We start from the raw sequence: 26,326 nt of genomic DNA, 5'->3' as shown, positions 1-26,326 counted from the left end.
TGAGTAAAATCTCAGGGCCAAACTTAACAGGTAAAGTGAAGTAATGTACGAAAGCTATTACGGACTTAGCTCCAAACCCTTCCAGCTAACCCCTGACCCGGGCTTTTTTTACGCAAGTAAATGGCACAAGCGCGCGTTAGCATACTTACAATATGGCCTATCTCAAGCCGAGGGGTTTATTGTCATTACTGGTGATATAGGCACTGGTAAAACGACTATTGCCAATAGTTTGCTTGCTTCCATTGAAGACGATATTGTCGCCGTTCAAATTGTCACACCAAAGCTTACGCCAGATGAGCTCGTTAAGATGGTTGCAGCAAAGTTTGGTTTGGAAACCTCACATCTGAATAAAGCAGAGGTTTTGGAACATCTTGAGGGATTTTTGAGGGGATTACAGGACAGAGGAAGTAGAGCACTACTTTTAGTGGATGAAGCGCAAAACCTGCCACTGGAAACCATCGAAGAGCTGCGCATGTTGTCGAATTTTCAGGAGGCAGGTAAGCCCCTGCTCCAGAGCTTCTTGTTGGGACAGAAAGAGCTTCAACCCATACTCAGAGCTCCCAATATGGAGCAGTTCAGGCAGCGAATCGTTGCTTCTTGTTACTTGAAGCCGCTGACTGAGCAAGAAACCCTAGATTATATAGCATACAGGCTTACACATGCTGGTTGGGAAGGGGAGTTGCCTCTTGATGAGGACGCCATTCCACTTATCCATGATTTTACCGGCGGTGTTCCAAGAAAAATCAATACCTTAATGGATAGAGTCTTTTTATATGGGTTTCTTGAAGATTTAACGCGATTAACCGCAGAAGTTGTTAACGAGGTGATTGAGGAAGTTAGAGAAGAGAGCTTTGATCAGCCTTCGCCCGAATTTATGAGCGATAGCGCAGTAACCAGCAATATTCACTCAGATAACGAGCACTTTGTTACGCCGAATGGCAATCAAGTGAAAGACGTCAATTATTACAAAGCTATGTTAGCTGAGCTGGTGGATGCCCTAGATGATGCTATTAGTCACAAAGTTAAGCTTACTCAGCATATGGATAAATTATTGAAAAAGAAATATCGCACCTATGTTGGGATGAAAAATGAATCGAGTGACGAGCCATAGGCTCGTTATTCGTATTTGTAAGTGATAACTAAAGATATTCGACGATCCATATAGTTTGCACCAAACAAACTTCCTGTATTCAAATCACCTGATTTATCTAGGTAGGTAAACTTCAACGCTGCTGTTGTGTGCCGCCCAAAGGATCTATTTACACTAGCGTCTACATTATAGTTCTCACTGATTCCTTCGGTTGTTACGTCACCCCTTTCATTGACATTGGCATAGGTTGCGTTCAATTGAATGTCGGTGTACTTGCCCAGTTGATAAGCAATATTTATTGCGCCAGAGTAGCTACGCCTGAGTCTATCTGCATCTAAATACTGGTCCTCGGCATAACGCCAAGAAAAGCCAGTAGAGACTTTGGAGAATGAGTAGCCAAATTGAAAGTTACTACTTTTTCTCAATATGACATTATCATCAAACTCTATATTCTGTGTTGTAAATTGAACAATCTGTTCTTCTGCTGTTGGGGTATATGAGAGGCTATTGGGTTGAAAGCAATCCGCTAACGCTGTGGACTCGGCAGGACATACGAATACCCCTAAATTTTCGGGATTGGCTAATAGCCTCGAGGTATTAGTTACACTCTCGCTATATGAAAACGACGTACGTATGTTTTTCGTGTTGTAAGTGAATTTTACGTCTGCGGCATTCCCATAAAACCGCTTTCCGTATGACGCAGTTAGCGATGTTCTAGACGACAATGCCCATTCTAAGTCTAAACCTACAAAGGTCTCGTTATCATTGTCCTCTTCGCTTGAATCGCTCTTATTCGCGGTAATAGATACATACCGGTTCAGGCCAGTTCGATAAGTTAACCCGAGACCATAGGTGCTGTAAGTTCTGGCAAAGCTAGAAGTGTCAGTTCTGTCTGATATCTGGTTGCCTTCATGTGTTGCGTTTATCCTCAATGAAAAGCTGTCATAGACCATAATGTCCGATATGAACTCGGCACTTCGCGTAATAAAGTCGTCACTGCGGTCCTGTTGTTGAGTCGTTTGAAAGCTTCCAGAAAGTGCCCATATTGCGAAGCGTGCTCTGTCTCCGCTTGCTAATGTCCCTTCAAGAGAATAGCTATCGTTGTTCAAAGCGGTGTTATTGTTCACAGAACGCTCTGAGGCTACGTCAGAATATGAAGCAACCCCTTGTGCTCTCACCCAATCATTGTTTTCAAACTGTAGATTCGAGGTAATTCTGTTTGAGCGAGTTTTCGAGAGTTCCTCAGGATTGTTCACGAAATCCGCCAATAAATAATTTCCCGCCGTTGTATTCTGATAGCTCAAGTTACCGGCTGCGGAAATAGTTAAATAGTTTTCGATTAGGCGTAAGTTAGCACTGTAGTTATATTCGGGAAACGTCGTTTCATCACTACTGATATCATTTTCCCGCTCTACGTATGTGACACCAGCCGACCATATACCGTTGAACAATTTGGACTCATAACTCGATAGTACGTTGGGCGTGATAGTGTAGGAGTTATAAGAAAGCTGCCCATCATTTTCAGATTGCACTGTTTGATATATGGCTTCAGCGTTAGCGGTTGCTGATAGGTTTACTTTGTTCTGTGCAACAGCGATGTTACTTAGCGGAGCAACTGCTAAAAAGACAACGTATTTTGACATGCTATGTGGCGTTAGCCGATGCTTACTCAACCGTTCTTTCTGCATAGTAATATCCATAATATCCACTACCATCGGTATCCGTATGCACTGATTTATTAACCACAAAACCTATTGCCATATCTGGGTTCAATCTTTCAACACAATGCCTAATGTCAGCCATTTTTGCTCGTCCTTCTTCGACGACTACAACCGCTTGTCCTGCAAAATTGGCGAGAATAGCACTCTCGTTGATACCAATAAGTGGCGGTGTGTCGAAAATGACGACCCTGTCTGGGTAGCGATTGGCAAATTCATCAACAGTATCGTGCATTTTCTGACTTGCAAGTAACTCAGTTGATAAGTGATGTGATTTACCAGCGGGTATAATTTTCAGCTTGTCCACGTTGGTGTGGTAAATAACTTCAGAGATATCATCTACGTCACCGGTAAGGTATTCCATCAATCCGGGTTTGTGCTTCAAGCTCAATGTTCTTAGAACATTAGGTTTCAATACGTCAGCATCAATAAGCAACACAGTTTTGTCTTGCTCTGACGCTATACTGAGAGCCAAATTAGTCGCCGTAAATGTTTTACCCTCTGACGGACGGCTACTACTTACCATAATAATGTTGGGGTTGTTGAGCGTGCTAGATAGTGCACCAAAAGCATTGGCAAGTAATTTCCGTTTGATTTCACGGTATTCTTCATTGATTTGTTTTCTCTCGCCCGATAATGAAATAAGCCCATTTTCACTGAGTTTTTCTAAATCAATTTCCAAGAATTTTTCGGGCAGATCAGGCTTACTTTCTGGTTGAGTTTGCGTTGGTACAGTTTGCTCTTGTTGTGTTTGTACCTCAACCTGACTCGATATACTGGAGTCTAACGTCGGTTTATCATCCTTAGGCGGCTCTTCAACCTTAACCTCAGCTTGACGTTGCTGTTTCGCCTCTTTCTGTTTTTGAAGCGCTTTTTCAATAGTATTCTTCACGACAAGAAACCTCGAATGATATCGATATTCATAATTTCAGAGGCTACGAGTACTGCGTACATTGAAAATACTGCACCAGAGGAAAGTAAAAATACTGCAAGCCTAGTTCGGTTTTTACGTTTTATATTTTGGATATCCAAATGGGAAACCGTTCCCCATATTGGATATTCTGAAACGTTTAACAATTGCTTCGGTCGAATGAGTACTGGTTGTAATTGACTCACTAAAAAGGCAACACCAATCCCTGCGCCGAACCCGATGATCAACACTGCAGTGTAGAGTATCAGCCTGTCAGGACCAGATGGTCTCTTGGGGACGAGTGGCGGTTCTATTATTCTAAATTGTAAATCTTCAGAAGAAACGTCGGCCCGTCTAGAAAGGTCAGCAGCTTCTTTACGGCCGAGTAATTCTTCATATTTGCGTTTTGTAATACTGTAATCTCGATTCAACGCTGTTGATTCTGCTTCAATCTGCGGGATTAAATCAACTTTCGATTCAAGTCGTGCAATTTTATTGTTGATATCGGTTTCTTTAACTTCAAGCGCAGCTAATTGACTCTCAAGGCGACTGACTTCTAGTCGTAACTCGCGGTTAAGTTCATTAAGAGGCTGTGAGTCATCTTCAGAGGCACTGTTGAGGAAAGCATCTATCTCTTTTTCGCGAGCAGCTTCTAGGTTTTCTAACAATGACTTAGTTTCAATAACGTCGGGGTGCTGATCTGTGAATCTTAATTTTAGCGTATCTAATTGCTCTTCTAGCCCTCTGATCCTGTCATCGTAGCGGGTTCTGAGTACAGGACCATCCGCATTAGTGACGTCAAAACTGTCCGAGGACTGAGCACTACCCATTTGTGATTTGATGGAATCGATCTGTTGTTTAGTCTGCTTAATTTCTAACTCTGTAGACTCAAGGTCTCCTTGAAGTACCTGTAGACTTGAGTAGTAAGTACCGGACAAAGGTAGGATATCGTTATATTGGCGTTTGAAATCTGCCACACGTTGCTCTGCCTCTGAGAGTCGGCTCTCATACTCAGCGATTTGTTCATCAAGGAACTTACCAGCTGTATCAGTATCGCGTCTGTTGTTACCCAGAGCACCTTCCACAAACAAATCGAGTGTTTCTTTAACGACCCGTTGTGCAACTGTAGCATCTCTATTTGAGTACGAAATATCGTAGATGTTATCTCTGCCCGTAGAGCGAAGCCGAATACTGTTGCTCAAGCCAGTAACGAGACTCTCAAATTGGGCCTCTGTCGTTGTGGTAATATCTAAATCACTCTCCCTAGCAATGATTTCAACATTAGAACGACTCAACAATGTCCTAGCCATCATCTGGATTTCTTGATCAGGATCTGTCTGTATGGTGAGCCCGCGTAGCAGCGGCTGTAAAACAGATCGAGTGTCAACGAAAACCTGTGCGCTAGAAGAATAGGTATCGGGCATACTGGCTACGTAAATAAAACCCACTGGGCAAATAAGCCAGGAGAAGATCATCACGTAGCGCTTTTTGATCCAAATACCTTTAACGTAATCGAGTATTTGCGTCAGCGTTTGCTGTAAATCTTGCATAAAAGGAAGTGTTCCGGTTACAACGCTGGTTTAGAACCAAGCCTCTGGAATAATTATAATGTCGCCCGGCAGCATATCTACGTTTTCGCGGATATCACCGTTCCGAATCAAGTCATCTATATTAATGTCGAAAGTTCTTTGCTGACCTTCGACAACTCGAACTAATTTTGCACTGTTGCCGTCTGCAAACTCTGTCAGTCCTCCCACGGCTATCATAAGGTCAAGCAGCGTCATGTGCTCAGTGTAGTTTACAGCGCTGGGATTCGTTGCTTCGCCGATAACACGGACTTGCTCACTAAGTGGTCCTCTGAAGCCATTGACACTTACCGTGACTCTCGGATTGTTGATGTATGTTGCCAGTTGTTCTTCTATTTCTCTGGCAAGGGTCGACGGCGTCTTACCAGATACATCGATATCTTCGACTAATGAAGTAGTTACTTTACCGTCTGGGCGTACTATAAAAGATCCTGAAATCTCAGGGTTTCGCCATACAAATATAGTCAGTGAATCACCGGGACCAATGAGATACTGGTAATCATCGACATCCGTTGTTAGCGAAGCTCTTGTGGTAGCCTGTGGCAATGATGAGGTATTACTGCATCCTGCAACTAGTGCGACTAAACCACATACGAAAAAAGGAACGAAACTATTCACACGAAACATAATGAATTCGGCCTACGTACAGTTGGTTTGTTAAAGCGTTCTTGCTTTACCCTATGGTTAGTAGCACTATAATGCCATCTTAAAGTCTAGTCTATTAGAATAATTACCATTAATATGGGTAACATGCCGAAGTTTTTTGGGGGCCAGGGGTGGCAGTAAACAAGCGAAATCAAAATAAACGCTCAAATATATTAGTGGTTACCGAGGCGTTGCTGATTGCCTACATGGGCTACATATCCCACTTTATTTTGACACAGGTTGGTTTGTCACAGCCTGTTCCAATTGAAAAGTTGTTCGTTAATGTGGGGATGTTAACAGTCAGTATCCTTTTGTGTTCGCTATCAGTGGGACTTTACGAAGCTAAACTCCGCGAGACCTTCAGAGGGATCATACGAAGAATTTTCGTAAGTGTCGGATTAAGCTACTTTTTGGTGGAGGTACTATCACGAGCGTTCTTCGACGAACTTGTGATGGATTCCTATTTCTTACCGGGCGCTGTGTGCTCAATAATCATCACTCTGGTGGTCTTTCGGTACTTTACTAATCGTTTAGGGCTCCTTGGACTAGGCAAAGTTAGAATTGTGGTGTTGGGTGCGGGTGAGAGAGCGTCAATCATAGAAAAGCGTATGCGCCGTGATGTAGACCGTATAGGGTTTGAATTATTGGGGTTTGTACCAATTCCCGGTGACAACCGAGAAGACGGTATAAAGCAAGAAAAGATAATTCATGTAAAAGTCGATGACAGTTTTCAGAAATTTATTTTAGACAACGATGTCGAAGAAATAGTTATCGCTTGCGACCAGCGTCGAGGAACGCTACCTGTCGAAGTGCTGTTTGAATCCCGACTTCGCGGTATCGAAGTGACTGAGTTACTCGATTTTATGGAACGGGAAACTGGCCAGATTGTGGTTAACCTCATGTACCCCAGTTGGGTTATCTACTCTAATGGTTTTCAGAGTCAAAACTATTTGCGCGATGCTCTAGATTACAGCCTTAACGCATTTGTTGCCTTCATCATTTTCTTTTTCGTTTGGCCCATAATGCTGTTCACGAGTATTTTTATCTATCTTGATGACGGCAGGCGCACAGGAACCTCGATCTTTTACAAACAAGAGAGAGTTGGTCTAAACGGCAAACTCTTCAAAATCATAAAGTTTAGAAGTATGCGCCCTGACGCTGAAAAAGATGGTGCCAAGTGGGCAAGTAAGAATGATGATCGCGTTACGCGAATCGGGCACTTCATTCGCAAGTATAGAATCGACGAATTACCTCAGTTACTCAATGTTTTCAAAGGGGAGATGTCTTTTATTGGTCCCAGACCAGAACGTCCTCAGTTTGTCGAACAATTGGTTAGAGAAGTTCCTTACTACAACCAACGTCACAATGTGAAGCCTGGTTTGGCTGGTTGGGCGCAGCTCAACTATCCCTACGGTGCAAGCGTCGAAGATTCTATGGAGAAATTGAAATTCGACCTTTATTACGTGAAACATCAAAGTTTGTTGTTTGATATCGTCATCTTGATTAGAACCGTGGAAATAGTGCTATTTGGAAAAGGGCGTTAATGAATGAAACGAGATGAACGTCTCAATGCGATGACAGTGGATGTTGAAGATTATTTTCAAGTTTCTGCGTTCGAAGATGTTATTGAGAGAAAAGATTGGGATGCTATTAGTCTTCGGGTAGGTGACAATACGTCACGTTTATTGGATTTGTTTGCCCAGTATGATGTTAAAGCTACGTTTTTTTACTCTTGGATGGGTGGCAAAACGCTGTCCGGACGTCATTAAACGTATTGTTAGTGAAGGACATGAACTTGCAAGTCACGGCTTGGCCCATCAACGCGCAACAACAATGCCCAGATCTCAATTCATACAGGATGTGACGGAAAGTAAAAATATTCTAGAAGATATAAGTGGCAAACCGATTATTGGTTATCGCGCTCCAAGCTTTTCTGTAAACGATTCAAATACATGGGTATACGAAGAGTTGAAAACACTGGGCTTTTTATACTCATCGAGCACTTACCCCATAGAACATGACTTATACGGAGTGCCTGAGTGGCCTCGCTTTAAATATGAACGACCGGAAGGTCTTGTAGAGATTCCGATTCCCACCATTCGTAAAAATGGCACCAATATAGGTATTGGTGGTGGCGGTTATTTTCGTCTTTACCCGTATTTTCTATCAAGAAAACGTATCACTCAATACCTCGAATCTGAGCCGCATCCATACAACTTTTACTTTCACCCATGGGAAATAGACCCTGCACAACCTCGCATCGACGGAACGTCGCTGCGCTCAAAATTTCGTCACTACATCAACCTATCTCGCATGGAAGGGAAAATCGTGAAGCTACTTAAAGACTACAAGTGGCAAACGATGTGTCATACCTACGGTATTACCACTAAGGAAGAGTGAGGCTTTATTCGTGTTTGAGCAGTACAAAAAAGCATATTTACAGTTAGGGATAACACTCGTCTTTTGGGTACTTTTGTGCTGGCAAGGTATAATATCCGCGGCGGAGATTTGGTGGACAAATGACATTTTTAACCATGGTTTCTTAATCATTCCTGCGTCGTTATATCTTATTTTTCTCAACCGAGATCGCTTGTTGGACGTTGAAAAAAAACATGCGTTGTTACCGTTAATTTTAATAGTTCCAAGTTGTTTACTCTATGTTGTTGGCGTAGCGGGTGATATTCAGCTCTTCATGCATACTGCGGCATTCGTCATGCTACCCTCACTTATTTGGCTAAATTTGGGCCATAAAGCCGCAAAGATTATCGCTTTTCCACTGCTGTTCATGCTCTTTAGTATTCCTATTGGCGAGCAACTGATTCCTTATCTGCAAGAGATTGCTGCCGATGGCTCAGTGGCGCTACTGCGATTTACCGGCGTACCCTTGTATCGCAACGGTTTATACCTCGACATACCTCAAGGGCGCTTTTTAGTCGCAGAAGCATGCTCTGGTGTAAGTTTTTTTATCGCCAGTATTGTTATTGGATTTCTATATACTTACCTCAACCTTAGATCGCTGAAAAAGCAGCTCTTTTTTGTACTGCTATCTTTTATTTTCCCTGTTGCGGCTAACATTGTTCGCATTTACGGAATCATCCTCATTGCTTACCACACAGATATGGAACATGCGGCTGGTGCAGACCATCTCATTTATGGGTGGTTTTTCTTTGCATTTGTCATCGTATGTTTAATAGCGATTGGTGAATTTATTAGAGATAAAGTTGAGCAAAAAAGTGAGCAAAATGAAGAAACCATTCTAGCGGGTACTTGGATTACTAGTAGTAAAATAGTGTCGTTGGTAGCAGTAGCACTACTATCCTCTGTTGCATGGACCTATAGTATTATTCAAGTAAGAACGTCCCAGAGTATTGCCGTAGCGTCCTCTTCAGTCATTGACCAATCGATGCATTGTGCGGGCAACCCTATCGTTCTTGGCTCGTCATTCAGAGAGCCCGATGAGGTGTTTGATAATGCCCTGCAAGTGGAAGGGGAATGCAAAGCCAATGTTACAGAAGCTTGGTTCAATGGTTACACAAATGAATTGGTGACTGATTTGAATCGCGCTTACGACCAGCATAGATGGACGTTACTCAGCTACAAAAATGTGTCTCTTCAAGTGGGCGATGACTTACTGACAGTTAGAGTAGATACGTTAACGTCACCTCGTGGGCAACAAGTCATGTTGGTCAAATGGTATAACCTTGGTGGGCATGTATTTACCGATCGCGTGCACGCTAAGCTTTTCGGTACACTTCAAGTTCTCCGTGGCAATTCTCCTGAAGGAAAGCTTGTCATCTTTTCAATGAATATTGATAGTGACACGGACGAGGTACGGTTTTTTAGAGGTAGCAGGAGACTTGCTTTTGAAAGATGTCGACCATGCAGTGAGCGTGGTTGATTAACATCATGAGTGTGATGTTACTTCAGTGAATGAACTCCCCAACAAAGAGACAACATGAAAAAGATTTTGCTACTCACTGAAAACTTTCCACCCAAAGATGGTGGTAGTAGCCGATGGTTTTGGGAGTTGTATTCTCGTTTACCAAAAAAGAATGTGCTCGTCGCTGCAAACGATACCGAAGAGGGTAATGTATTTGATAAAACCCATGACATTGTTGTGCTGAGAATGCCGCTCAGTAGTCCAGAATGGGGATTCGCCAGTCTCAAAGGTGCAATATTTTATTTCAAAACGTTTTTTAACGTACTACGCGCGGTTAAGAAACACGACATTACCGAAGTTCATTGTGGCCGTGTCATCCCTGAGGGCGTTATTGCTTGGCTGGTAAGTAAATTCACCGGAGTCAAATACATCTGTTTTGTCCATGGAGAAGATGTCGAAACCGCAGCGACTAGCAGAGAACATAGTATGCTCGTGACTCAAGTGTGTAAGGGCGCGGACTATTTGTTATGTAACAGTCATAACTCGGCAAAACTAGTGGCCAATTATGGTTTTGCTAGTATTGATAAGTGTGAGGTGGTTCACCCTGGTGTTGATGTCGACACATTTTGTATTTCCTCTTGCGACGATGATTTCAAAACTGCACTTGGGTGGAATGGAAAGCGTGTAATGCTTACTGTTGGAAGACTGCAGCAGCGAAAGGGACAAGATTTCCTAATAAAAGCTATGCCTGCTTTACTATTGCAGCACCCTGATTTGTTTTATGCCATTGTTGGCCGTGGCGAAGAGCGAGAGGCACTCCAAACATTAATTGATGAACTTGGACTGTCACAAAGCGTTAGAATTTACACCGAACTTGACGACAATAGCCTCGTTAAAGCTTACCAACAGTGTGATTTCTTTATTTTGCCCAATAGGACCATTGGCAATGATATAGAGGGCTTTGGTATGGTGCTTGTGGAAGCCCAAGCGTGTGGTAAGCCAGTAATTGCGGGTAACTCTGGTGGTACTGCCGAGACCATGAAGCAAGGTGAAACTGGCTATGTGGTTGACTGTACGTCACCTGAAAATATAGTGAGTGAGCTTCTGCCGTTGCTCGAGGGCCACGCATTAGCTCTGGACAGTCAGGATCAGAGAGAGTTTGTTAATGCGTCGTTCAGTTGGGAACAGCACATGCTGAAAGTTAAGGCGTTGTTCTCCGTTGATTAAATCTAGAAAGATACAAATGTAACATAAGGATTGGCTATGTGTGGTATTGCTGGTTACACGACGTTTTACAAAGATAAAGCGCATGTTTCATCTCTGGAGGCAATGGGAAATGCTATTGCACACAGAGGTCCAGACGCAAGCGACACATATATCGACGATAAACTCGCTCTTGTACATCGTCGCTTAGCCATTATTGACTTGTCAGAGGCTGGCGTACAGCCTATGCACTCCAACGATGGTCGTTATGTCATCATATTTAATGGAGAGATATATAACTACCAAGAGCACCGTAAGCAGCTCGAGGTAGAGGGTTACCCGTTCAAAACCCATACTGATACTGAAGTCATTTTGGCGCTGTATGATAAATATGGTACCGAATGTTTGGCTCACCTCAATGGTATGTTCGCATTTGCCTTGTGGGACAAAACCAAAGAACACCTTTTTATCGCCCGTGACCGGATGGGGAAAAAGCCGCTTTATTACCATTACGTCAATGGCGATATTTTCTTCGCGTCCGAATTAAAATCATTAATGGCTGTAAATGCCTTCCCTAAGACAATTCGCCAAGATGCGGTATACGACTTTTTTGCGTATCAGTATGTACCTGACCCCAAAACCATTTTTGAAGAGGTGTTTAAATTACCCCCGGGCCATTTTATGGTGTTTTCTGCTCAGGGCATGGTGAAGAAAAAATATTGGGATGTATCGTTCGCAGAACAAGGTATAGAGAGTGAAAGCGAATTTACCTCACGCCTCAATGATAAATTACTTACCTGTACAAAAAATAGAATGGTATCAGATGTTCCATTGGGCGCTTTCTTGAGTGGGGGGGTTGATTCTAGCGGGGTAGTGGCGTTGATGAGCCAAATTGCCGCTGAGAATGATGGTAATAGAATTACGACTTGTTCCATTGGTTTTGACGACGAAAAATACAATGAGGTTGAGTTTGCACAGGCTGTTGCGGATCAGTATCACACCAACCACCATGAATTTACCGTTCATCAAAACGTCAAGGATAATCTACGAAATATTACTCGCTATTTTGATGAGCCCTTTGCTGATCCGTCATTGGTACCGACCTTTTTTGTCTCTGAGTTAGCGCGAGAGCAGGTTACCGTAGCAGTAGCTGGAGACGGTGGTGATGAAGTATTCGCTGGCTATGAGAAGTATGCGGTCGATCATTTGGAAAATAAATTAAGAGATAAGTTTCCTTCGTGGTTGCGTCGATCAGTGTTTCCATTGCTTGCTAAGTGTTGCGGGCTAATAAGCGCCACACCATTTAAGCGTGCTAGATCATTACTAAACTCCTTGAGTGTCTCACCAGATATGGGGTTTTACATTTCAAATTCCTTTATCACTGACGAGCAATGGCAGTTTTTGGTGCGTCCTGAATTCAATAAGGAGCTCGGTAGTTACCACCCATGCAAAGTGACACTAGATGCGTACCAAGCGGCCGATGGCCCTGATCATCTGTCAAAAATTCTTTATACCGATATGAAAACTTACTTGCCCGGTGGGATCTTGGTAAAAGTGGATAGAATGAGTATGGCTAATTCACTAGAAGTCAGAGCACCCATCTTGGATTATGAAGTGGTTGAACTTGCAGCGAAAGTCCCTTCAGAGTACAAATTTAAGGTTTCTGAAGAAAACCCCTCCGGTGAAAAGAAGCATATTTTGAAGAAGTTGTTTCAACCTATGCTCCCAAAAGAAATTCTATATCGAAAGAAGATGGGCTTCTCGGTCCCGCTTGCAGAATGGCTTAGAGGTGAGTTAAAAGAAATTGCCGAAGACTGTTTGTTTTCTCGAGATTGTGGGGTATCTAATTACTTCAAACCACAGGCTATTCAGAAGATGTGGGATGAACATCAATCGGGGAAAAGGGACAATTCATCTCCGCTATGGAGTATGTTGATGTTTCAGTTGTGGTGGGATGAGTATATGGAAACTAAGCAGTGAGTCCATCGAGTTCCTTTCGTCGAGATATCAATGGTCTTAGAGCGCTAGCGCTACTCGGTGTATTGATATTTCATCTCGACTCCTCATGGCTAGTCGGCGGCTTTGCTGGCGTCGACGTGTTTTTTGTTATCTCTGGTTTTTTGATGACAAAGATTATTATTAACGGCCTGTCTTCGGAGCGGTTTAGTTTCAAATTGTTTTATCAATCCCGTGCTCGTAGGATCATTCCACCACTGGCATTATTGTGTTTGGTCGTTTTGGTGTATGGCTGGTTTTCGCTGCTAAATACTGAATATTCAACACTGGGTAAACACACATTTTCCAGTTTGTTGTTCTACTCTAATCATTCGTATTGGATGGAGGCTGGCTACTTTGATGGCGGCTCGTTAGAGAAGTGGTTGCTGCACACTTGGTCTTTGTCTGCCGAATGGCAATTTTATATCCTCTATCCAATGGTCGTCTGGCTATGTGCTAAGTGCTTTGGGTTGAGAACAGTTAGATGGTTCATACTCATTGGGGCAATACTGAGCTTACTTCTTAGTGTAATCGCTTCTCCCATTTGGTCAGATGCGGCCTATTTTCTTCTACCTACTCGTGCGTGGCAGATGCTAGCAGGTGGAATAGCATTTTTGTTTCCTGTTTTTATCTCACAACGCTTTAGGCCGTTTCTCAGTTACTTAGGTGTCGCTATTATTGCCTTAAGTTACTTTGTTTTTGATAAGACGGTTGCATGGCCAGGTTATGCTGCCATGGTTCCCGTTATTGGTGCTTATTTGGTTATTCAAGCCGAGAGCAGTAAGAACATTCTTTTATGTAACCCTGTTTTCGACCGTATTGGATTGTGGTCATATTCAATTTACTTATGGCATTGGCCGATAATCGTTTACTTAAATAATCAGGCTTTCAATATTCAATCAACCCACCTTTTAATGGCGGCAGTGGTATCGTTCCTCTTAGGAGCGCTATCTTACTTTTCTGTAGAAAGGCGAGGGCGCAAAGGGTTTCACATTTTATTATTTGTGGTTACTTTGGCTGGGGCATTTTTTGTAATGAAGCAGGGAGCTAACCCATCAGACTACCGCGCAACGTCGATGGACCCTACAAATAGCTTTGTGCAGCGATATGTTGGTTATCAAGACAATAAGTTCGGGTGTATGGTGAGCAAGTTCGAGCTCAAATATGGCCACTATGGTGTAGAGGATGGTTGCGTTGACTTATCGTCCACTGGAGGAATGTTCCTGTGGGGAGATTCCTATATGGGGGCTCTATCGATGGGAATAGTGAAGAGGTATTCTCATGTAAATCGCGTATTTTCGTCAGGTTGCCCACCTTCATTTACGATAAAGCAAGGTAATGTTAGCAGACTGAGACGTGCCTGTGATGCTGCTAATGCATTGGCTTATGAATATATTGAAACTATCGTACCTGAAGTCGTTGTGATTACAAATAAACATGAGCATGAGAAGCTAGACTGGGATAACACCGTATCTGCACTGTACCGACTTGGAGTAAAGCATGTGATTGTAGTTGGCCCTGTTCCTCAGTGGTATCCATCGCTTCCACTTATATACGCTAAGCATTATGTCGGAGAAGAGTTCATACCTACCAACAAGTTAGACCCTGGTTTAGCTTTCACAAACGCGAGAATGAAAGCGATCAGCTCAGAGGTTCCGGGACTAATTTACGTAGATGTGCTCGCTGAGCTCTGCACACCAGATATTAGTTTGTGCAAGGTTAGAGTCGGAGAGGAACTCATGGCTTGGGATTACGGTCACTTAACCGTTGAAGGTTCTGATTATGTTTTTGATCGGTTGATAAAACCGGTAATACTTGAGAGCGGATACAGTGAGTAAAGTAAATGTCCTTCACCTTACCTACGATATGAGAATTGGTGGCACTGAGACTGTCATTAAAAACCTTATTGAAGGAGCGGATCAGGAACGGTTTAATAATGAAATCCTCTGTATTCAACCAGAGTTGGGACCATTTGGTGAACAGCTAAGAAAGCTCGGGGTGACGATTACTTGCTTGGATTGGGCGGGAGGTTTTGATTTCGCATTAATCAAGAAAATTAGAGAAATTGTAAAGCAGAGAGACATTGAAGTATTACATTGTCATCAATACACTCCTTGGGTCTACGGAGTATTAGCGGCGGCATTCACAAAAACCAAGGTTATCTTTACTGAGCATGGTAGGTTTTATCCCGATTCATCAAGCTGGAAACGACGTTTAGTAAACCCATTGCTGTTATCGTTGACTTCCCGCGTTACTGCTATTTCGCAAGCGACAAAGCAAGCGCTGGTGACTTATGAATATGTTCCCGAAAAAAGCATTCGCGTCATCTATAACGGAATTAACGGGCTCAGTGCGGACAGCTGCACTGTGAGCGCTCTTCGAAATGATTTGAACGTGCCTGAAGGGCATTTAGTATTTGGTACAGTAGCTAGGCTCGATCCCATTAAGAATCAAGAAATGATGATTAGTGCCTTTGCTAAAGTCGTGAAAGATTTTAGTGAATTAGTGTTGATTATTGTCGGGGATGGTGAAGAAAGGCAGAAGCTCGAAAGGTTAGTAGATGACCTCCATATCCGCGAGTTTGTCAGATTTACGGGCTATGAAGCTAATCCTGTGAACCACATCGCGCTAATGGACATCTTTTTACTTTCATCTTTATCTGAGGGAACATCAATGACACTGCTCGAGGCCCTGTCTTTGGGCAAGCCCTGTGTCGTCACAGATGCTGGTGGAAATCCAGAGCTGATCCAGGACAACTACAACGGTTTGGTCTCTGCAAACAATGACATGGAGGGTTTTGCAGGTAATATCAGAGCGTGTTGTTTGAACAAAGCACTGATATCTTCCATGGCTGGTAATGCAAAATTGTCTTTTTCGGAGCGTTTCGAGCGAAGTAAGATGCTTGAGCAATTTTCCGATATGTACATGAGTCTGGCAGATAGTCATTAATGTTTAAGTTTATAACCATTCTCAGCGCCCTTTTCGCGTTATTTACGCTGACTTCTTTGCCGTGGGTTTCTGCCAGCCTATACACTCTATTTTCTGTTTTACAGCCACAGTATGTTTGGTTTTGGGCATTTGACGGGTTTCCTGCGTTTAAAATTTATGCTGGATTGGCTATTGTCACTTGGATTGTCGGTGCCTTTAGGGGGACGATTAACTTTTCTGTATATAAATTACCGATAAACAAGTCTCTGTTTTTTTAGCCGTAATAGTAAACCTTTCTGAGCTGTTCTCTTCTTATCCCTCATCTTTTGGGGCCGAGCTTGTTCTCGAGATTTTCAATATTACTTTGCTTCTCTATTTCGTTTGTCTCGGTCTCGTTCTCGATGAAAAAGCGATCAAATATTTGTGTTTGGTATTTATAGTTTCCGGTGTGTATTACGCCTACGACGGTAACATGGCATATTTCACTGGAGATTGGAGCCGATTCGAGCAAGGACGGCTGGGTGGGCCGGCTAAAGGTGCTTACGGGGACAATAACAAATTTGCAGTACTGTTGGTTATAACCTTTCCATTTTTGTTGTTTGGGTTCTTCTTCTGTAAAAACGTTGTACTAAAAACCCTCACGGTGGTGGGAATGATGCTAGTGATTCATTGCATTTTCCTAACGGGATCGAGGGGGGCGTTGCTAGCGTTGGGCTCCTCTGTGTTTATTTGTTCTAGGAGTATTAAATCTCGCTTTTTCAGTTACGCCATTGTCGTAGCTTTTATTGCTGTAGTCATTCTCCAAGCTCAGGGAACACTAAATCGCGGCAAGGAAGTAGTGAGAAACAATGAGGCAGAGGAAGTCATGAATCCCAGAATTAAGTCTTGGACCGTTGGGATGAAACTCATGACGCATTATCCAATATTAGGTACCGGATTATACCGGTTTAGAGAAGCCTCTTTTTTTCATTATCCAGGAGAAACTCCACACGTTGCGCACAATACACTTATTACGTTCACTGTGAGTAGCGGGATAGTATGTGGTTTCCTCTATCTGTATTTGTTTTATCGAAGTTATAAAATGCGGCAAGAGGTAATAAGGAAAGCTAAACCAGATACACTTATTGTTTATGCGGCTAACTCTTCTTTTGCCGCGTTGATTGGCTTTTTTGTGGGGGCCATATTTCTTGATATGATGATTTTTGAGCCATTTTATTACTTAATCATGTTATTGACCGCGACTTATTTCCTACAAAATCATATAAACAACCCAGATAACGTGACTGAAAATAAAAAGGGATAAAAGCAATGTATAACATCGTCATGTTTGCATATAACGAAGAGAAGAATATTGCGTTATCTGTGAAAAGCGTATTTGAATCCGCAGATGATAATCTCAAGCACTTTTTTTTGATTGCTAATGGATGCACTGATAAGACGGTAGATGTAGCTCTGAGTGTCAAAGATGAGCTAAATTTTACTAAAATGTCTGTCGTTAACCTGGAAATAGGTGATAAGTGTAATGCGTGGAACCATTATGTACATGAACTTGCAACAAGTGAGGATGTGCACTTTTTTGTTGATGCTGACGTGAAGTTTTCACCTAATTGCTTCGGCGCAATGCACGACAAACTCTCTGAGTGTTCCAGTGAAACTGTTGCCATAGCAGGACTTCCGTTATCCGGCAGAAATATTGAGTTTTACAGAAGTTTGGTCAGAGATCGTTCCTGTTTCTTTGGTAACTTATACGGGTTGCGAAATAACTTTATTACCAGAGTGAGAGAGGACTCGTTTTTTCTGCCTAAAGGGCTGAATTGGATTGACTCTTTTCTCACTAAAGCGGTGAACACGGATCTGCAGTTTTTCAATTACAACCTCGAAAATAGAGTGACGTACCTAGATGGCGTTGGGTATGTCTTTGATAGTCTATCGCCTCTCAAGCGCGATGACATTAAGCTGTACGTCAATCGAATTGCTCGTTATGAATTAGGCAAGATTCAAGAGAAACATTTGGATGCGATTGATGTGAAACAATGGCCCAGAGATCTCATGAACCTCAATGTTAAAATATGGCGTAACTTTGATGAAGAGAGCAATGGTCTGTCGTTCATTAAACGTAGGTTGGTCAAATGGCGTCTGAAGAAGTTACTGGTAAAAAGTAATTTATTATAATGGATACGTTAAATAACCCAGTACAAGAGCGAGACGATGATTTCTGTCTAGGCATCGTTATCCCTTTAAAATCTGAACAAGTCTCTAAGTCGTGGAAGTTGGTGTATGAATCGCTAGAGAAAACACTTGTCAGTATCGGAAACCAAGGCTCTTCAAAATTTCGCGTATGTGTTGTTTGCCACGAAGTTCCCCCTCTGAGTATTTTCGATAGTCCTTGGTGTGACGCGGTAACGATTGATGTCCCAGCCCCCGATATTGCGGGTAAAAAGCCGAGTGAAAAACAGGTGCTGTTTGAGAAAGATAGAACGGCGAAATTGGAGTTTGGTTCAAATAGACTTGTCGAGGGTGGGTGCACTCATATTTTCGCGCTGGATGCAGATGACTTAATTCATAGAGATTTTGTGTCTACCGTAGAGCAGTACCAGCACTATCAATCACTTGTCTTCAAGTATGGTTACTTGAATTTTCAACGATACAAGCTCATAAACAAAACTTCTTCATTCGACCTTTATTGTGGCTCTTGTTGTGTGGTTCAGGCGTCGTTGCTGTATATGCGTTTATCAGATTCTACAGTGAAAGATTTTGTCTTCAGATTGATCTCACATTCTTCATATGCACCGACATTTAAAAAATTGGATATTTCTTGCTTCGTGCCTCAATCCTATTTAGTGATGTATATGCGAGAACATGGAGAGAATATCAGTGCACAAAGGGCTGACCTCTACCAAGGTAATTCATGGCTCAAGTCATTCTCAGAGTGGCTCAGGCGTCGGTTGAAACGCAGTAAACGCTTTACAACTGCGCTAGTTCGTTCATTTGCGGTAAGTCGAGACGTTAAGTCGCAGTTTGGTCTCTGATTGATTATTTTTATTTTGCCAGGGTAGTATTTTGTCCGTACATCGACTGATTCGTTCCTCGTCTTTACTCGCAGCTGAGGGGTTGTTACAAAGGCTGGCCGGCCTAATTAGTACTTTGGTACTTGCAAGGCTTTTGATGCCAGAAGACTTTGGCCTGGTAACAATGGCGTTACTGGTCATTTGGTTTTCGCAAACATTCACTCAGACAGGAGTGAAGTTTTACCTTCTCTCGATTCAGACCATTGACTCGGAAGATATAAATAGTGCTTTCACTTTAAATATGTTGTTCCGAGGCAGTGTGTATATTCTGATCGCGCTGTTCGCCAGTTATGTTGCCGACCTTTACGATGCGCCGGATATCGCTGAAGTACTAATAGTCCTTTGTGTAATTAATTTGATTACGTGCTTTGATAATCCCTCTCTGGTGTTGTTACAACGTCAGAACAAGTACGAAAGAGTCGTGGCGATGAGTATTATCGTAAAGGTTTTACGCGTTGTTATTACTATTATTGCAGCGTTTCAACTCAGAAATCATTGGGCGTTAGTGGTTGGTCATGCAGCTGGCTCTTTGTGTAACCTGATCGGAAGCTATTTAATCTATCCATACTTACCAAAGCTATCTCTCTCTCGTGTCAAAAAACAGTTTTCTTTTTCAATCTGGATCTTGATGCAATCCTTGGTGGGATACTGCCGAGATCAACTTGATGTCTTATTCACTGGTTTTTATTTTGGTAAGGCAGAACTGGGTGCTTACAATAATATAAAGTTCATTGGGAACATTCCTTTACTGAATCTCATTATTCCAATGACTAGTCCAGTAATAAACAATTTTAGGGACAGAATCGAAGATAAGGAGAGTATGAGGCTCAGAGTTGACGCAAGCCTCTTAGTACTTAGCTTTGTTATTCTACCTTTGTTTCTTACACTGGGTATTCTTCACGAAGAGATTATATTATTGGTCCTCGGCCCAAACTGGACCCAATACAGCGCTTCGCTTGTAGCTTTTTCCAGTATGTTCTTTTTCAGAGCCTATGTGGGTCTATTGACGAATTTAGTCATGATACACAATGAAGTTAAGCGGCTATTCACTTACGATCTGATTTCATTAATGATATTTGCAATCGCCTTCTTTCTGATAAGAGAAGAAAGTTTTGTCGTCTTTCTTATGACCGTAGCTGTTGTCGAGAATCTACTGCGATTCGTATTTTTTATCTATCTCTATTCAAGATATATAGGCTTCAGCATTAAAGGCGTGCTCAAACCGCTCGTTTCAGTCGTCTTTGCTGCAATAGGTTTTATCATTTATCGTCCTATTGCCCCAGAATGGAATACCTTTATGTTTATCTTAGTTAATGGGCTTGTAATACTCTTTGGCTCATTGAGTATAAGTACGCTGATACTCCTGCTGTTTAGAAAGGAACCGGACGTTCAATACATCGTTAATTTGTCAAAAAACATACTTAGTAGGAAGTCGTAACTCAACGAGGTCTGATGGCCTTTTTAACGGGAAATTAGTTGATATGCAGAACGTTCGACCCACAGTTACCTTTGTAACAGCCGTCGGGAATCCCGACGCTTATGGCGATTTTGACCAGGTAATAGAAAGAATAAAAATACAATTAGATTCTATGGTTAATATGGCCGGTAATTACAAATATGTGATGGTCTGTAACCGCGATTCCAGAATAGAGCAACTCAAATCTTCGTATTCAAAGCTAGAAGCCATGTGGGATCTTGTTGAGGTAGATTTTCTACCACCGATAGATGTCGGTGCCGGAGCCGGTAGCTACGGCGATGTTTCATACAATAAATTTATGAAAGACAAAGGTAGTCGGCTCATCATTGGATTTCAAAAGGCACTAGAGTACCAATCGGACTATATTTTCTTTGTGGACTGTGATGACCTCTTATCGTGTAAAATTCCTAGTTATCTCGCCGACAAAACCGGTGACATTTACTATGTTAATCGCGGGGCCTTTTTAGATTTGGGAAGGGGCAAAATTAAACCTACTGCCGGCTTGTTTAGGTTTTGTGGCAGCACAGTATGCTATAAAACCAGTTTCTTGGTGGAACAATTTTCACAAATTAAAAATATAGCGTTGGATGCCTCAAAAGAAGATATTGCGTTGCACTTTGATGAAAGAGATATTGCACTAATTTTTGGCGACCACATGGAATGGTTCCATCGATTTGTTGGAACTGCTTATCAGATCGATGCGTTTCCTTTTAATGCAGCGGCTTGGTTAGTTAACTCGGGCGTTAACGTTTCGCAAGTTAACTTTGCTTCTGATCGATGGTTAACCGCTTCCAGTGCCCGATTGAGGGATTTTGGTGGTAAAAACGATATTGTACCCAAGGTAACACTTGGATACTGGTTTAATGCTGGCTTACTCTACATGAGCCTGTTGGCGCAGTTATTTATCATTCACCGTTCATTCAAAAATAAAAGGCTCTATTTCTCTTTGGGTGATTACATGAAACGGGGAAAATAACGTCTTATTACAAGTAGTTTTATTGAGAAAATACAAACCTTTGGTGACAAGTATTAGGTAGTTGAGAGATTGCATGGAAACGCTAGATTCTTATAAGAATAGTCGCGAAAACAACTTTAACTTATTGCGATTCATCGCAGCCAGTATGGTGTTAGTGAGTCATAGTTTTCCGCTGGCTACGGGAAGTGGAATATCTGAACCGCTAAAAAGGTTCATTGGTATAACATTTGGCCACATAGCCGTGGATGTGTTTTTTATCACCAGTGGCTTTTTAATTACTGGCAGTTTGTTAAGGTCAAAAAGCTATTTTAGTTATGTCGCAGCCCGCGCTTTACGAATCTATCCTGCACTATTTGTTGCCATTTCTCTGATAGTTTTTGTAATGGGCCCACTGGTGACTTCATTGTCAATTGGTGAATACTTTTCCAAAGAGACATTTGTATACTTTGCAAAAAATGTCACGCTTTTCATGGGGGTTAGCCACACGCTACCTGGCGTTTTTGAAAATATCCCTTGGCATAGTGCCGTCAATGGTTCGCTTTGGACGCTTCCCTACGAGCTAAAGATGTATTTTTACCTCTTCGTTGTTTTCGTGTTGTTAAAGGAGAGCCGAGCTTACTTACCTGATTTCATCAAACGTTTTTACAAGTTCGAATATGTCATCGCTACTTTGGCCATTACTTCATTAACGCTCCACATAGCGAATCACTTTTACTTTCATATGTTTAATGATTTTATTCGCTTGTTCTCGTTTTTCTTTGTGGGGAGCTTTTTCTACTGCTTCGCACACAGGATAGTGTTAAACAATTTACTCTTTTTTGTAGCGACTGGACTTTTGGTCGTGTCTCTATTCAGTAAAGATGCCTTTATGCTCTGCTACATCTTGCTGCTTCCGTACTTAGTCTTCTACCTGGCGTATATTCCGCGTGGAATAATTCGCAAGTTTAATCAGTTGGGAGATTATTCCTATGGAATTTATATTTACTCCTTCCCAATACAGCAATTGACCGCATTCGCTATCGTTGGAATTTCAGTGTTACAAATGACAGTGCTTGCCGGCGTTATTACGCTTTGCTTTGCAATAGCATCGTGGCATATCGTAGAGAAGCGTTCATTGTCCTTTAAACCAAAGTCGTCATGAAGCAACTATAGAAAGTAGCTTACCTGGATTTATCAATATGGCTTTACCACGTCACTATGATTGAAATCAAAGCTGCAGATTTCTTTTAAAAAGAAACTTAAAATGAAAATTAAACTCCATGGATGATTTTAATTTATGTATTCAATAGGGTCTCTCCAGATCAAGGTTCTAGTACTATGCGTAGTTGGGTTATCCTTGTTAAACATTGTCAACCTCCTGCTTGGTCAACCTTTTTGGATCGTTACAAAAATTATCTATCTTGGATTCGACGATAACTTTGCCGCATGGTTTTCCTCTATGCTTCTTGCTATCGCCGGTGTTCTAGCCCATGAAGCCTCTGTGACTGCCAAACGATGTGTAGGCTCTGGTCACGTTTATTTGCTCATGTTTTCATTATTGCTATTCACTATGTCGGCCGATGAAGTAGCCAGAATTCATGAAACAGTAGGCGAATTTTTATCAACGATAGCCTCAAATGGCGACACCTATGAAGCTAAAAACTCCGGTTGGGTATTGGTCGGAGGCCCGATTGTGCTAATTGTTTTTTCAATCGCATTTTATTTACTCAAACCACATCTCTTTTTAGTAAAAGGCACAACAACCTTACTGGGTTTAGGTTTTACATCAATCTTTCTAGGAGGGGTATTATTGGAATCGGCTGTTAATTTGTTCGACGAGAGTACCCCAAGGTGGATTTGGGATACACAAATAATTGTTGAAGAGACCCTAGAAATGATTGGCACGCTCTTGATTTGCTTATCACTAGTACGTTGGCGAGACGGTGTAGCGGAAAAGAGTAGCGAATCCCAGAGTTAGTTTGAAAGTCTATCATGCTTGAACCATCAAACTATGATTGCTTGATAGTTCAGCTTTTCGAAGTCTTGGCCGTATAATTTGTTGATAACTTCAATGGACGCTTTTGTGAGTACGTCTATTGAAGCATCACCTTTTGAAGCGTTGTTTTTTGTGATGTTAAAAGGTCTATCTACGATAGTTTTCACAAAAGATTCAAATTCGTTGATTTCTTCAACTCTTCCAATATGGTCAACGAGTAGCTCGTCTTTGTCATAGATAAATTGGTATTGAGGTATAAAGTGTTCAGCATTATCTTGGATCGCTTTTTCTAAGCCATGTTGAACGAAGTGGTTGATAGATTTGTAAGGCGCTATGTATCTTTCTCTCCATACTTCATCAATCTCGCATCGCCCGCCATCTTGCAGATAGTTATACGCGGATATCAGTCTGGAATACGGATTGCGTACTAACGTGATTTTAGTCGCTGAGTCGAAGAGCTTTGGGTTTTCTTCTCTGTAGTGGACAGCTGCGGCATGACAAGACTGAGTTCTATCATAGAGTGCTTTTACAATAGAGATACCAGCAGCTTTAGGAATATGAATAAAGATAATTTTCTGATTAGAAGCGTTGAATAAGGTTTTGTTGTAATAGTTAATACCACTATCTACTTCGTTTACTGCATGACGATATTCCTCAGAAACGTAAATATGTAGTTTCCTTAAACAACGCTTGGCTAGCTTTTTCAGTTTCATCGTGTTCTTCTTGTTTTTACAGACTAGTGAATTAGCGTTTTAGAACAGATTACAGAGGCTCGTATAGGTGAATCACACCAAGCTGCTGCTGGATCCGCGATAGCTCGTTTAAAAACTCCACCTTCTCCAAATTTGTGGTATTTGCATCAAGCACCGCACTACCACCGTCTCTTGAAGAAATTGCTTTGTTAACCTTATTTTCGAATATCCTTACGTCTTTAGTATCGGTAAACCGATATTCAATAGCTCTCGGATAGCTGTGCTCCATATAAATCGCATTGTTATATATTTCGGCACCCATTGAGGCTTCAAGAATAATACCCGTATCTCCAAATGGGTCACCATTATCTGAGTGATAGATGACATTGTGTGAGATAACTCCTCCTTTATGCGAGTACTCCAAGATAGCCGCATTATGATTCAGTGGCATACCAAAGCCTATTGCACGATCATTGTCTATGAACAGGTTGTTGATCACCTGAGTGCCTGATGAATTCACCCAAAAATGTACCGCATGCTGCGCGATGTGGTTTGACGGGCTAGCGATATCCCTAAATATATTGTTTTTTATTACCCAATCCACCGCACCTATGGCATCAACACCACCAGTGTAAAAGTTAGGTGCAATTCCTTTCGTGTACTGAAAGATGGAGTTTGAAATTATTCCACCCACCGACTTTTTCTCTGGTGTATTTTTGTTGTAGCTCACTTTTACAAATTGTTCGTAGGCGTTTTGGAGAATGCAATTATTAATGATGGGAAAACTGGCCTGTTGCTCTCCGACAATTTGTATGAGGTGATTTTTGGCACCTGTTAATGTAACACCGTCGAGATAAAAATTATCGCCCGATACTCTAAAGAGGTTCCCACCTTTATTTCTATGGTCTCCCGCACTCCAAGATATCGTTGTGTCGTAGGGATTTCCACTGGAGGACTTAATAAAGACATTGTTGGCTCTCACGTATAATGGCCCTTTCATCTCATAGTGTCCCGGTGCGAGGATAACTACCAACCCCTGTTCTGGTATTTCCTTAGACTCTACAGCTGCTCTGAGTTCTGCATGAGTCGAGACTTCCTGATATGTGTAACCTTCCGGTACTTCAATTCGTGGGGCGTAGAATTCCTTTTTCACTGTAGTAGGTTCAGTTTCAACCTGAACGGGAGGAGGGGCTACAACACCTTGTGAAACAAAAAATGACGTGACTCTGTGTAGATTAATATGCCCCGTTGCTACCCCAGCAATACCGACAAACAATGAGGTAAATAAGCAGAATCCCATACCATAAATGAATCCGTCGACTAACTTTAAAAAAAAGGATTTTAACATGCGTTACACCACATTAGATTTGCCAGGCCTTACGAAGAGCGGGAGCATAAACAGCAACGGCAACAGCCATTTGAGTATATAAGCTAGCTTTTCAAAGTAATATTTTTTAGTGATGAAATGTTGAATTCCATCCCAGTAGTTTACTTTGATAGAAAACGAATTCGTCATAAAAACATCATCGTTTTCCGTATACCCCAAGGATGAATAAGCATTTCCAATCTCCTGTGGGTTTTGGTTTAAATGCTGCGCCGAACCGGGCAGAACCACACCGAAATCAGGGTCAAAGACAATCTTGTTCTCGTCGAATTGAGCTTCAACCATGACATGCCCGGGTACAGTGACAATTTGATTTGGAATGCCTTGCCGATCCAGCAATTGCGACATCATCATAGATGCGTCACCACAAATTCCAATTCCTCTTTCAATGGATTTTTCAACATTGCTAAAGTGATATCTCTCGAATTCTGGTGTAACTTTCAGCTTACCCATAGCCCATAAGATATAGTTTTCCCAGAATGGCACTGTCTGGTTAAACTTGTCAGGATCATACTCTTCCCAGTGTATGTGAGCTATTCCATCGGCGATCACTGATGTGATTCGTTTCGAATAATCTAGTTCAGACTCTCCAGTTTTGCGCGCTACCTGTTCCCTAAAACTCTCTTTAGACAATGATATGTCACTGTTCCCAAATCTTAATTCATGCGTTTCAAAATTTGCAGGTCTTAGTGTTTGAAACAAACCGTAAATGTTGGTTGCGAATAGACCTGCACCTACAATAAATAGAGCAACAAAGATTCTTTTTACTAGTGCGGTGTTAAATACGTGGTTTTGCATC

Annotated in this window: 21 protein-coding genes and 1 pseudogene; 15 read left to right on the top strand and 7 right to left on the bottom strand. The window is 41.9% G+C overall.

Translation table 11 applies throughout. The annotated features are described in order from the left end of the window. Window positions 1-43: 43 nt before the first annotated feature. A complete protein-coding gene (locus EYS00_RS04525; protein WP_130635371.1) occupies window positions 44-1,111 on the top strand; it encodes an XrtA/PEP-CTERM system-associated ATPase in 1,068 nt (355 codons plus the stop codon). Window positions 1,112-1,116: 5 nt separating this feature from the next. Here the strand turns inward: EYS00_RS04525 and EYS00_RS04520 are convergent, their stop codons facing one another. The 4 genes from EYS00_RS04520 to EYS00_RS04505 are packed head-to-tail and all read right to left on the bottom strand — an operon-like array spanning window position 1,117 to window position 5,931. Continuing rightward, entirely contained in the window at window positions 1,117-2,778 is a 1,662-nt protein-coding gene (locus EYS00_RS04520; protein WP_165399304.1) for a TIGR03016 family PEP-CTERM system-associated outer membrane protein, read from the bottom strand. Beyond that, complete coding sequence (locus tag EYS00_RS04515) at window positions 2,756-3,700, bottom strand: XrtA-associated tyrosine autokinase (protein WP_130635369.1); 945 nt, start codon at window positions 3,698-3,700, stop codon at window positions 2,756-2,758. The genes EYS00_RS04520 and EYS00_RS04515 overlap by 23 nt, the downstream gene beginning before the upstream one ends. Then, window positions 3,697-5,268: an XrtA system polysaccharide chain length determinant gene (locus EYS00_RS04510; RefSeq protein WP_130635368.1), complete on the bottom strand. Its 1,572-nt coding sequence runs from the start codon at window positions 5,266-5,268 to the stop codon at window positions 3,697-3,699. The genes EYS00_RS04515 and EYS00_RS04510 overlap by 4 nt, the downstream gene beginning before the upstream one ends. A 30-nt stretch (window positions 5,269-5,298) precedes the next feature. After that, window positions 5,299-5,931 carry an XrtA/PEP-CTERM system exopolysaccharide export protein gene (locus EYS00_RS04505; RefSeq protein WP_130635367.1) on the bottom strand — a complete coding sequence of 211 codons (633 nt, stop codon included), beginning with the start codon at window positions 5,929-5,931 and terminating at the stop codon, window positions 5,299-5,301. A gap of 149 nt (window positions 5,932-6,080) precedes the next feature. On the opposite strand from EYS00_RS04505, the gene EYS00_RS04500 reads away from it, so the two are divergent. The 14 genes and pseudogenes from EYS00_RS04500 to EYS00_RS04435 all read left to right on the top strand — a co-directional run bounded on the left by EYS00_RS04500 (window position 6,081) and on the right by EYS00_RS04435 (window position 23,433). Next, entirely contained in the window at window positions 6,081-7,493 is a 1,413-nt protein-coding gene (locus EYS00_RS04500) for a TIGR03013 family XrtA/PEP-CTERM system glycosyltransferase (RefSeq protein ID WP_130635366.1), read from the top strand. 3 nt (window positions 7,494-7,496) lie between these two features. Continuing rightward, window positions 7,497-8,349, top strand: a pseudogene (locus EYS00_RS04495) (XrtA system polysaccharide deacetylase). 10 nt (window positions 8,350-8,359) lie between these two features. Further along, entirely contained in the window at window positions 8,360-9,847 is a 1,488-nt protein-coding gene (gene xrtA / locus EYS00_RS04490) for an exosortase A (RefSeq protein ID WP_130635365.1), read from the top strand. A gap of 57 nt (window positions 9,848-9,904) precedes the next feature. Next, window positions 9,905-11,056: a glycosyltransferase family 4 protein gene (locus EYS00_RS04485; RefSeq protein WP_130635364.1), complete on the top strand. Its 1,152-nt coding sequence runs from the start codon at window positions 9,905-9,907 to the stop codon at window positions 11,054-11,056. 36 nt (window positions 11,057-11,092) lie between these two features. Further along, complete coding sequence (asnB, locus tag EYS00_RS04480) at window positions 11,093-13,012, top strand: asparagine synthase (glutamine-hydrolyzing) (RefSeq protein WP_130635363.1); 1,920 nt, start codon at window positions 11,093-11,095, stop codon at window positions 13,010-13,012. After that, window positions 13,009-14,865, top strand: a complete 1,857-nt coding sequence (locus EYS00_RS04475) for an acyltransferase family protein (protein WP_130635362.1) — start codon at window positions 13,009-13,011, stop codon at window positions 14,863-14,865. Before asnB ends, EYS00_RS04475 begins: the two co-directional genes overlap by 4 nt. Then, a complete protein-coding gene (locus EYS00_RS04470) occupies window positions 14,858-15,976 on the top strand; it encodes a glycosyltransferase family 4 protein (protein ID WP_130635361.1) in 1,119 nt (372 codons plus the stop codon). The genes EYS00_RS04475 and EYS00_RS04470 overlap by 8 nt, the downstream gene beginning before the upstream one ends. A 451-nt stretch (window positions 15,977-16,427) precedes the next feature. After that, complete coding sequence (locus EYS00_RS04465; protein WP_130635360.1) at window positions 16,428-17,258, top strand: O-antigen ligase family protein; 831 nt, start codon at window positions 16,428-16,430, stop codon at window positions 17,256-17,258. Window positions 17,259-17,263: 5 nt separating this feature from the next. Next, complete coding sequence (locus EYS00_RS04460) at window positions 17,264-18,127, top strand: glycosyltransferase family A protein (protein WP_130635359.1); 864 nt, start codon at window positions 17,264-17,266, stop codon at window positions 18,125-18,127. After that, on the top strand, window positions 18,127-18,984 hold the full coding sequence (locus EYS00_RS04455) for a hypothetical protein (protein WP_130635358.1): 858 nt from the start codon (window positions 18,127-18,129) through the stop codon (window positions 18,982-18,984). The genes EYS00_RS04460 and EYS00_RS04455 overlap by 1 nt, the downstream gene beginning before the upstream one ends. A 31-nt stretch (window positions 18,985-19,015) precedes the next feature. Next, window positions 19,016-20,461: an oligosaccharide flippase family protein gene (locus tag EYS00_RS04450; protein WP_165399303.1), complete on the top strand. Its 1,446-nt coding sequence runs from the start codon at window positions 19,016-19,018 to the stop codon at window positions 20,459-20,461. Window positions 20,462-20,504: 43 nt separating this feature from the next. Continuing rightward, window positions 20,505-21,476: a hypothetical protein gene (locus EYS00_RS04445; protein WP_130635356.1), complete on the top strand. Its 972-nt coding sequence runs from the start codon at window positions 20,505-20,507 to the stop codon at window positions 21,474-21,476. A 73-nt stretch (window positions 21,477-21,549) separates the two neighbouring features. Next, entirely contained in the window at window positions 21,550-22,617 is a 1,068-nt protein-coding gene (locus EYS00_RS04440; RefSeq protein ID WP_130635355.1) for an acyltransferase, read from the top strand. A 195-nt stretch (window positions 22,618-22,812) separates the two neighbouring features. Continuing rightward, window positions 22,813-23,433: a hypothetical protein gene (locus tag EYS00_RS04435; protein ID WP_130635354.1), complete on the top strand. Its 621-nt coding sequence runs from the start codon at window positions 22,813-22,815 to the stop codon at window positions 23,431-23,433. A gap of 26 nt (window positions 23,434-23,459) precedes the next feature. Here the strand turns inward: EYS00_RS04435 and EYS00_RS04430 are convergent, their stop codons facing one another. From EYS00_RS04430 to EYS00_RS04420, 3 genes are read right to left on the bottom strand one after another with little or no spacing between them, the layout of a single operon-like run. After that, window positions 23,460-24,164, bottom strand: coding sequence for a sulfotransferase family 2 domain-containing protein (locus EYS00_RS04430; protein WP_130635353.1), 705 nt, complete (start codon window positions 24,162-24,164; stop codon window positions 23,460-23,462). A gap of 49 nt (window positions 24,165-24,213) precedes the next feature. Further along, the gene (locus tag EYS00_RS04425) at window positions 24,214-25,491 is read right to left on the bottom strand and encodes a right-handed parallel beta-helix repeat-containing protein (RefSeq protein WP_130635352.1); all 1,278 of its coding nucleotides are present in this window, start codon (window positions 25,489-25,491) and stop codon (window positions 24,214-24,216) included. A 3-nt stretch (window positions 25,492-25,494) separates the two neighbouring features. Next, window positions 25,495-26,325, bottom strand: coding sequence for a hypothetical protein (locus tag EYS00_RS04420; RefSeq protein ID WP_130635351.1), 831 nt, complete (start codon window positions 26,323-26,325; stop codon window positions 25,495-25,497). Window position 26,326 lies beyond the last annotated feature (1 nt).

It is taken from the genome of Alteromonas sp. KUL49 (assembly GCF_006538345.1).
GTDB lineage: Bacteria > Pseudomonadota > Gammaproteobacteria > Enterobacterales > Alteromonadaceae > Alteromonas.
The sequence above is the reverse complement of the archived record's forward strand: the minus strand, read 5'-3'. Positions and strand labels throughout refer to the sequence as shown.

Excerpts from the sequence above, each read along its gene's own strand:
- EYS00_RS04525 (WP_130635371.1), top strand. The coding sequence starts at position 44 with ATGTACGAAAGCTATTACGGACTTAGCTCCAAACCCTTCCAGCTAACC.
- EYS00_RS04520 (WP_165399304.1), bottom strand. The coding sequence starts at position 2,778 with ATGCAGAAAGAACGGTTGAGTAAGCATCGGCTAACGCCACATAGCATG.
- EYS00_RS04510 (WP_130635368.1), bottom strand. The coding sequence starts at position 5,268 with ATGCAAGATTTACAGCAAACGCTGACGCAAATACTCGATTACGTTAAA.
- EYS00_RS04505 (WP_130635367.1), bottom strand. The coding sequence starts at position 5,931 with ATGTTTCGTGTGAATAGTTTCGTTCCTTTTTTCGTATGTGGTTTAGTC.
- EYS00_RS04485 (WP_130635364.1), top strand. The coding sequence starts at position 9,905 with ATGAAAAAGATTTTGCTACTCACTGAAAACTTTCCACCCAAAGATGGT.
- asnB (WP_130635363.1), top strand. The coding sequence starts at position 11,093 with ATGTGTGGTATTGCTGGTTACACGACGTTTTACAAAGATAAAGCGCAT.
- EYS00_RS04465 (WP_130635360.1), top strand. The coding sequence starts at position 16,428 with ATGGCATATTTCACTGGAGATTGGAGCCGATTCGAGCAAGGACGGCTG.
- EYS00_RS04460 (WP_130635359.1), top strand. The coding sequence starts at position 17,264 with ATGTATAACATCGTCATGTTTGCATATAACGAAGAGAAGAATATTGCG.
- EYS00_RS04455 (WP_130635358.1), top strand. The coding sequence starts at position 18,127 with ATGGATACGTTAAATAACCCAGTACAAGAGCGAGACGATGATTTCTGT.
- EYS00_RS04445 (WP_130635356.1), top strand. The coding sequence starts at position 20,505 with ATGCAGAACGTTCGACCCACAGTTACCTTTGTAACAGCCGTCGGGAAT.
- EYS00_RS04440 (WP_130635355.1), top strand. The coding sequence starts at position 21,550 with ATGGAAACGCTAGATTCTTATAAGAATAGTCGCGAAAACAACTTTAAC.
- EYS00_RS04430 (WP_130635353.1), bottom strand. The coding sequence starts at position 24,164 with ATGAAACTGAAAAAGCTAGCCAAGCGTTGTTTAAGGAAACTACATATT.
- EYS00_RS04425 (WP_130635352.1), bottom strand. The coding sequence starts at position 25,491 with ATGTTAAAATCCTTTTTTTTAAAGTTAGTCGACGGATTCATTTATGGT.
- EYS00_RS04420 (WP_130635351.1), bottom strand. The coding sequence starts at position 26,325 with ATGCAAAACCACGTATTTAACACCGCACTAGTAAAAAGAATCTTTGTT.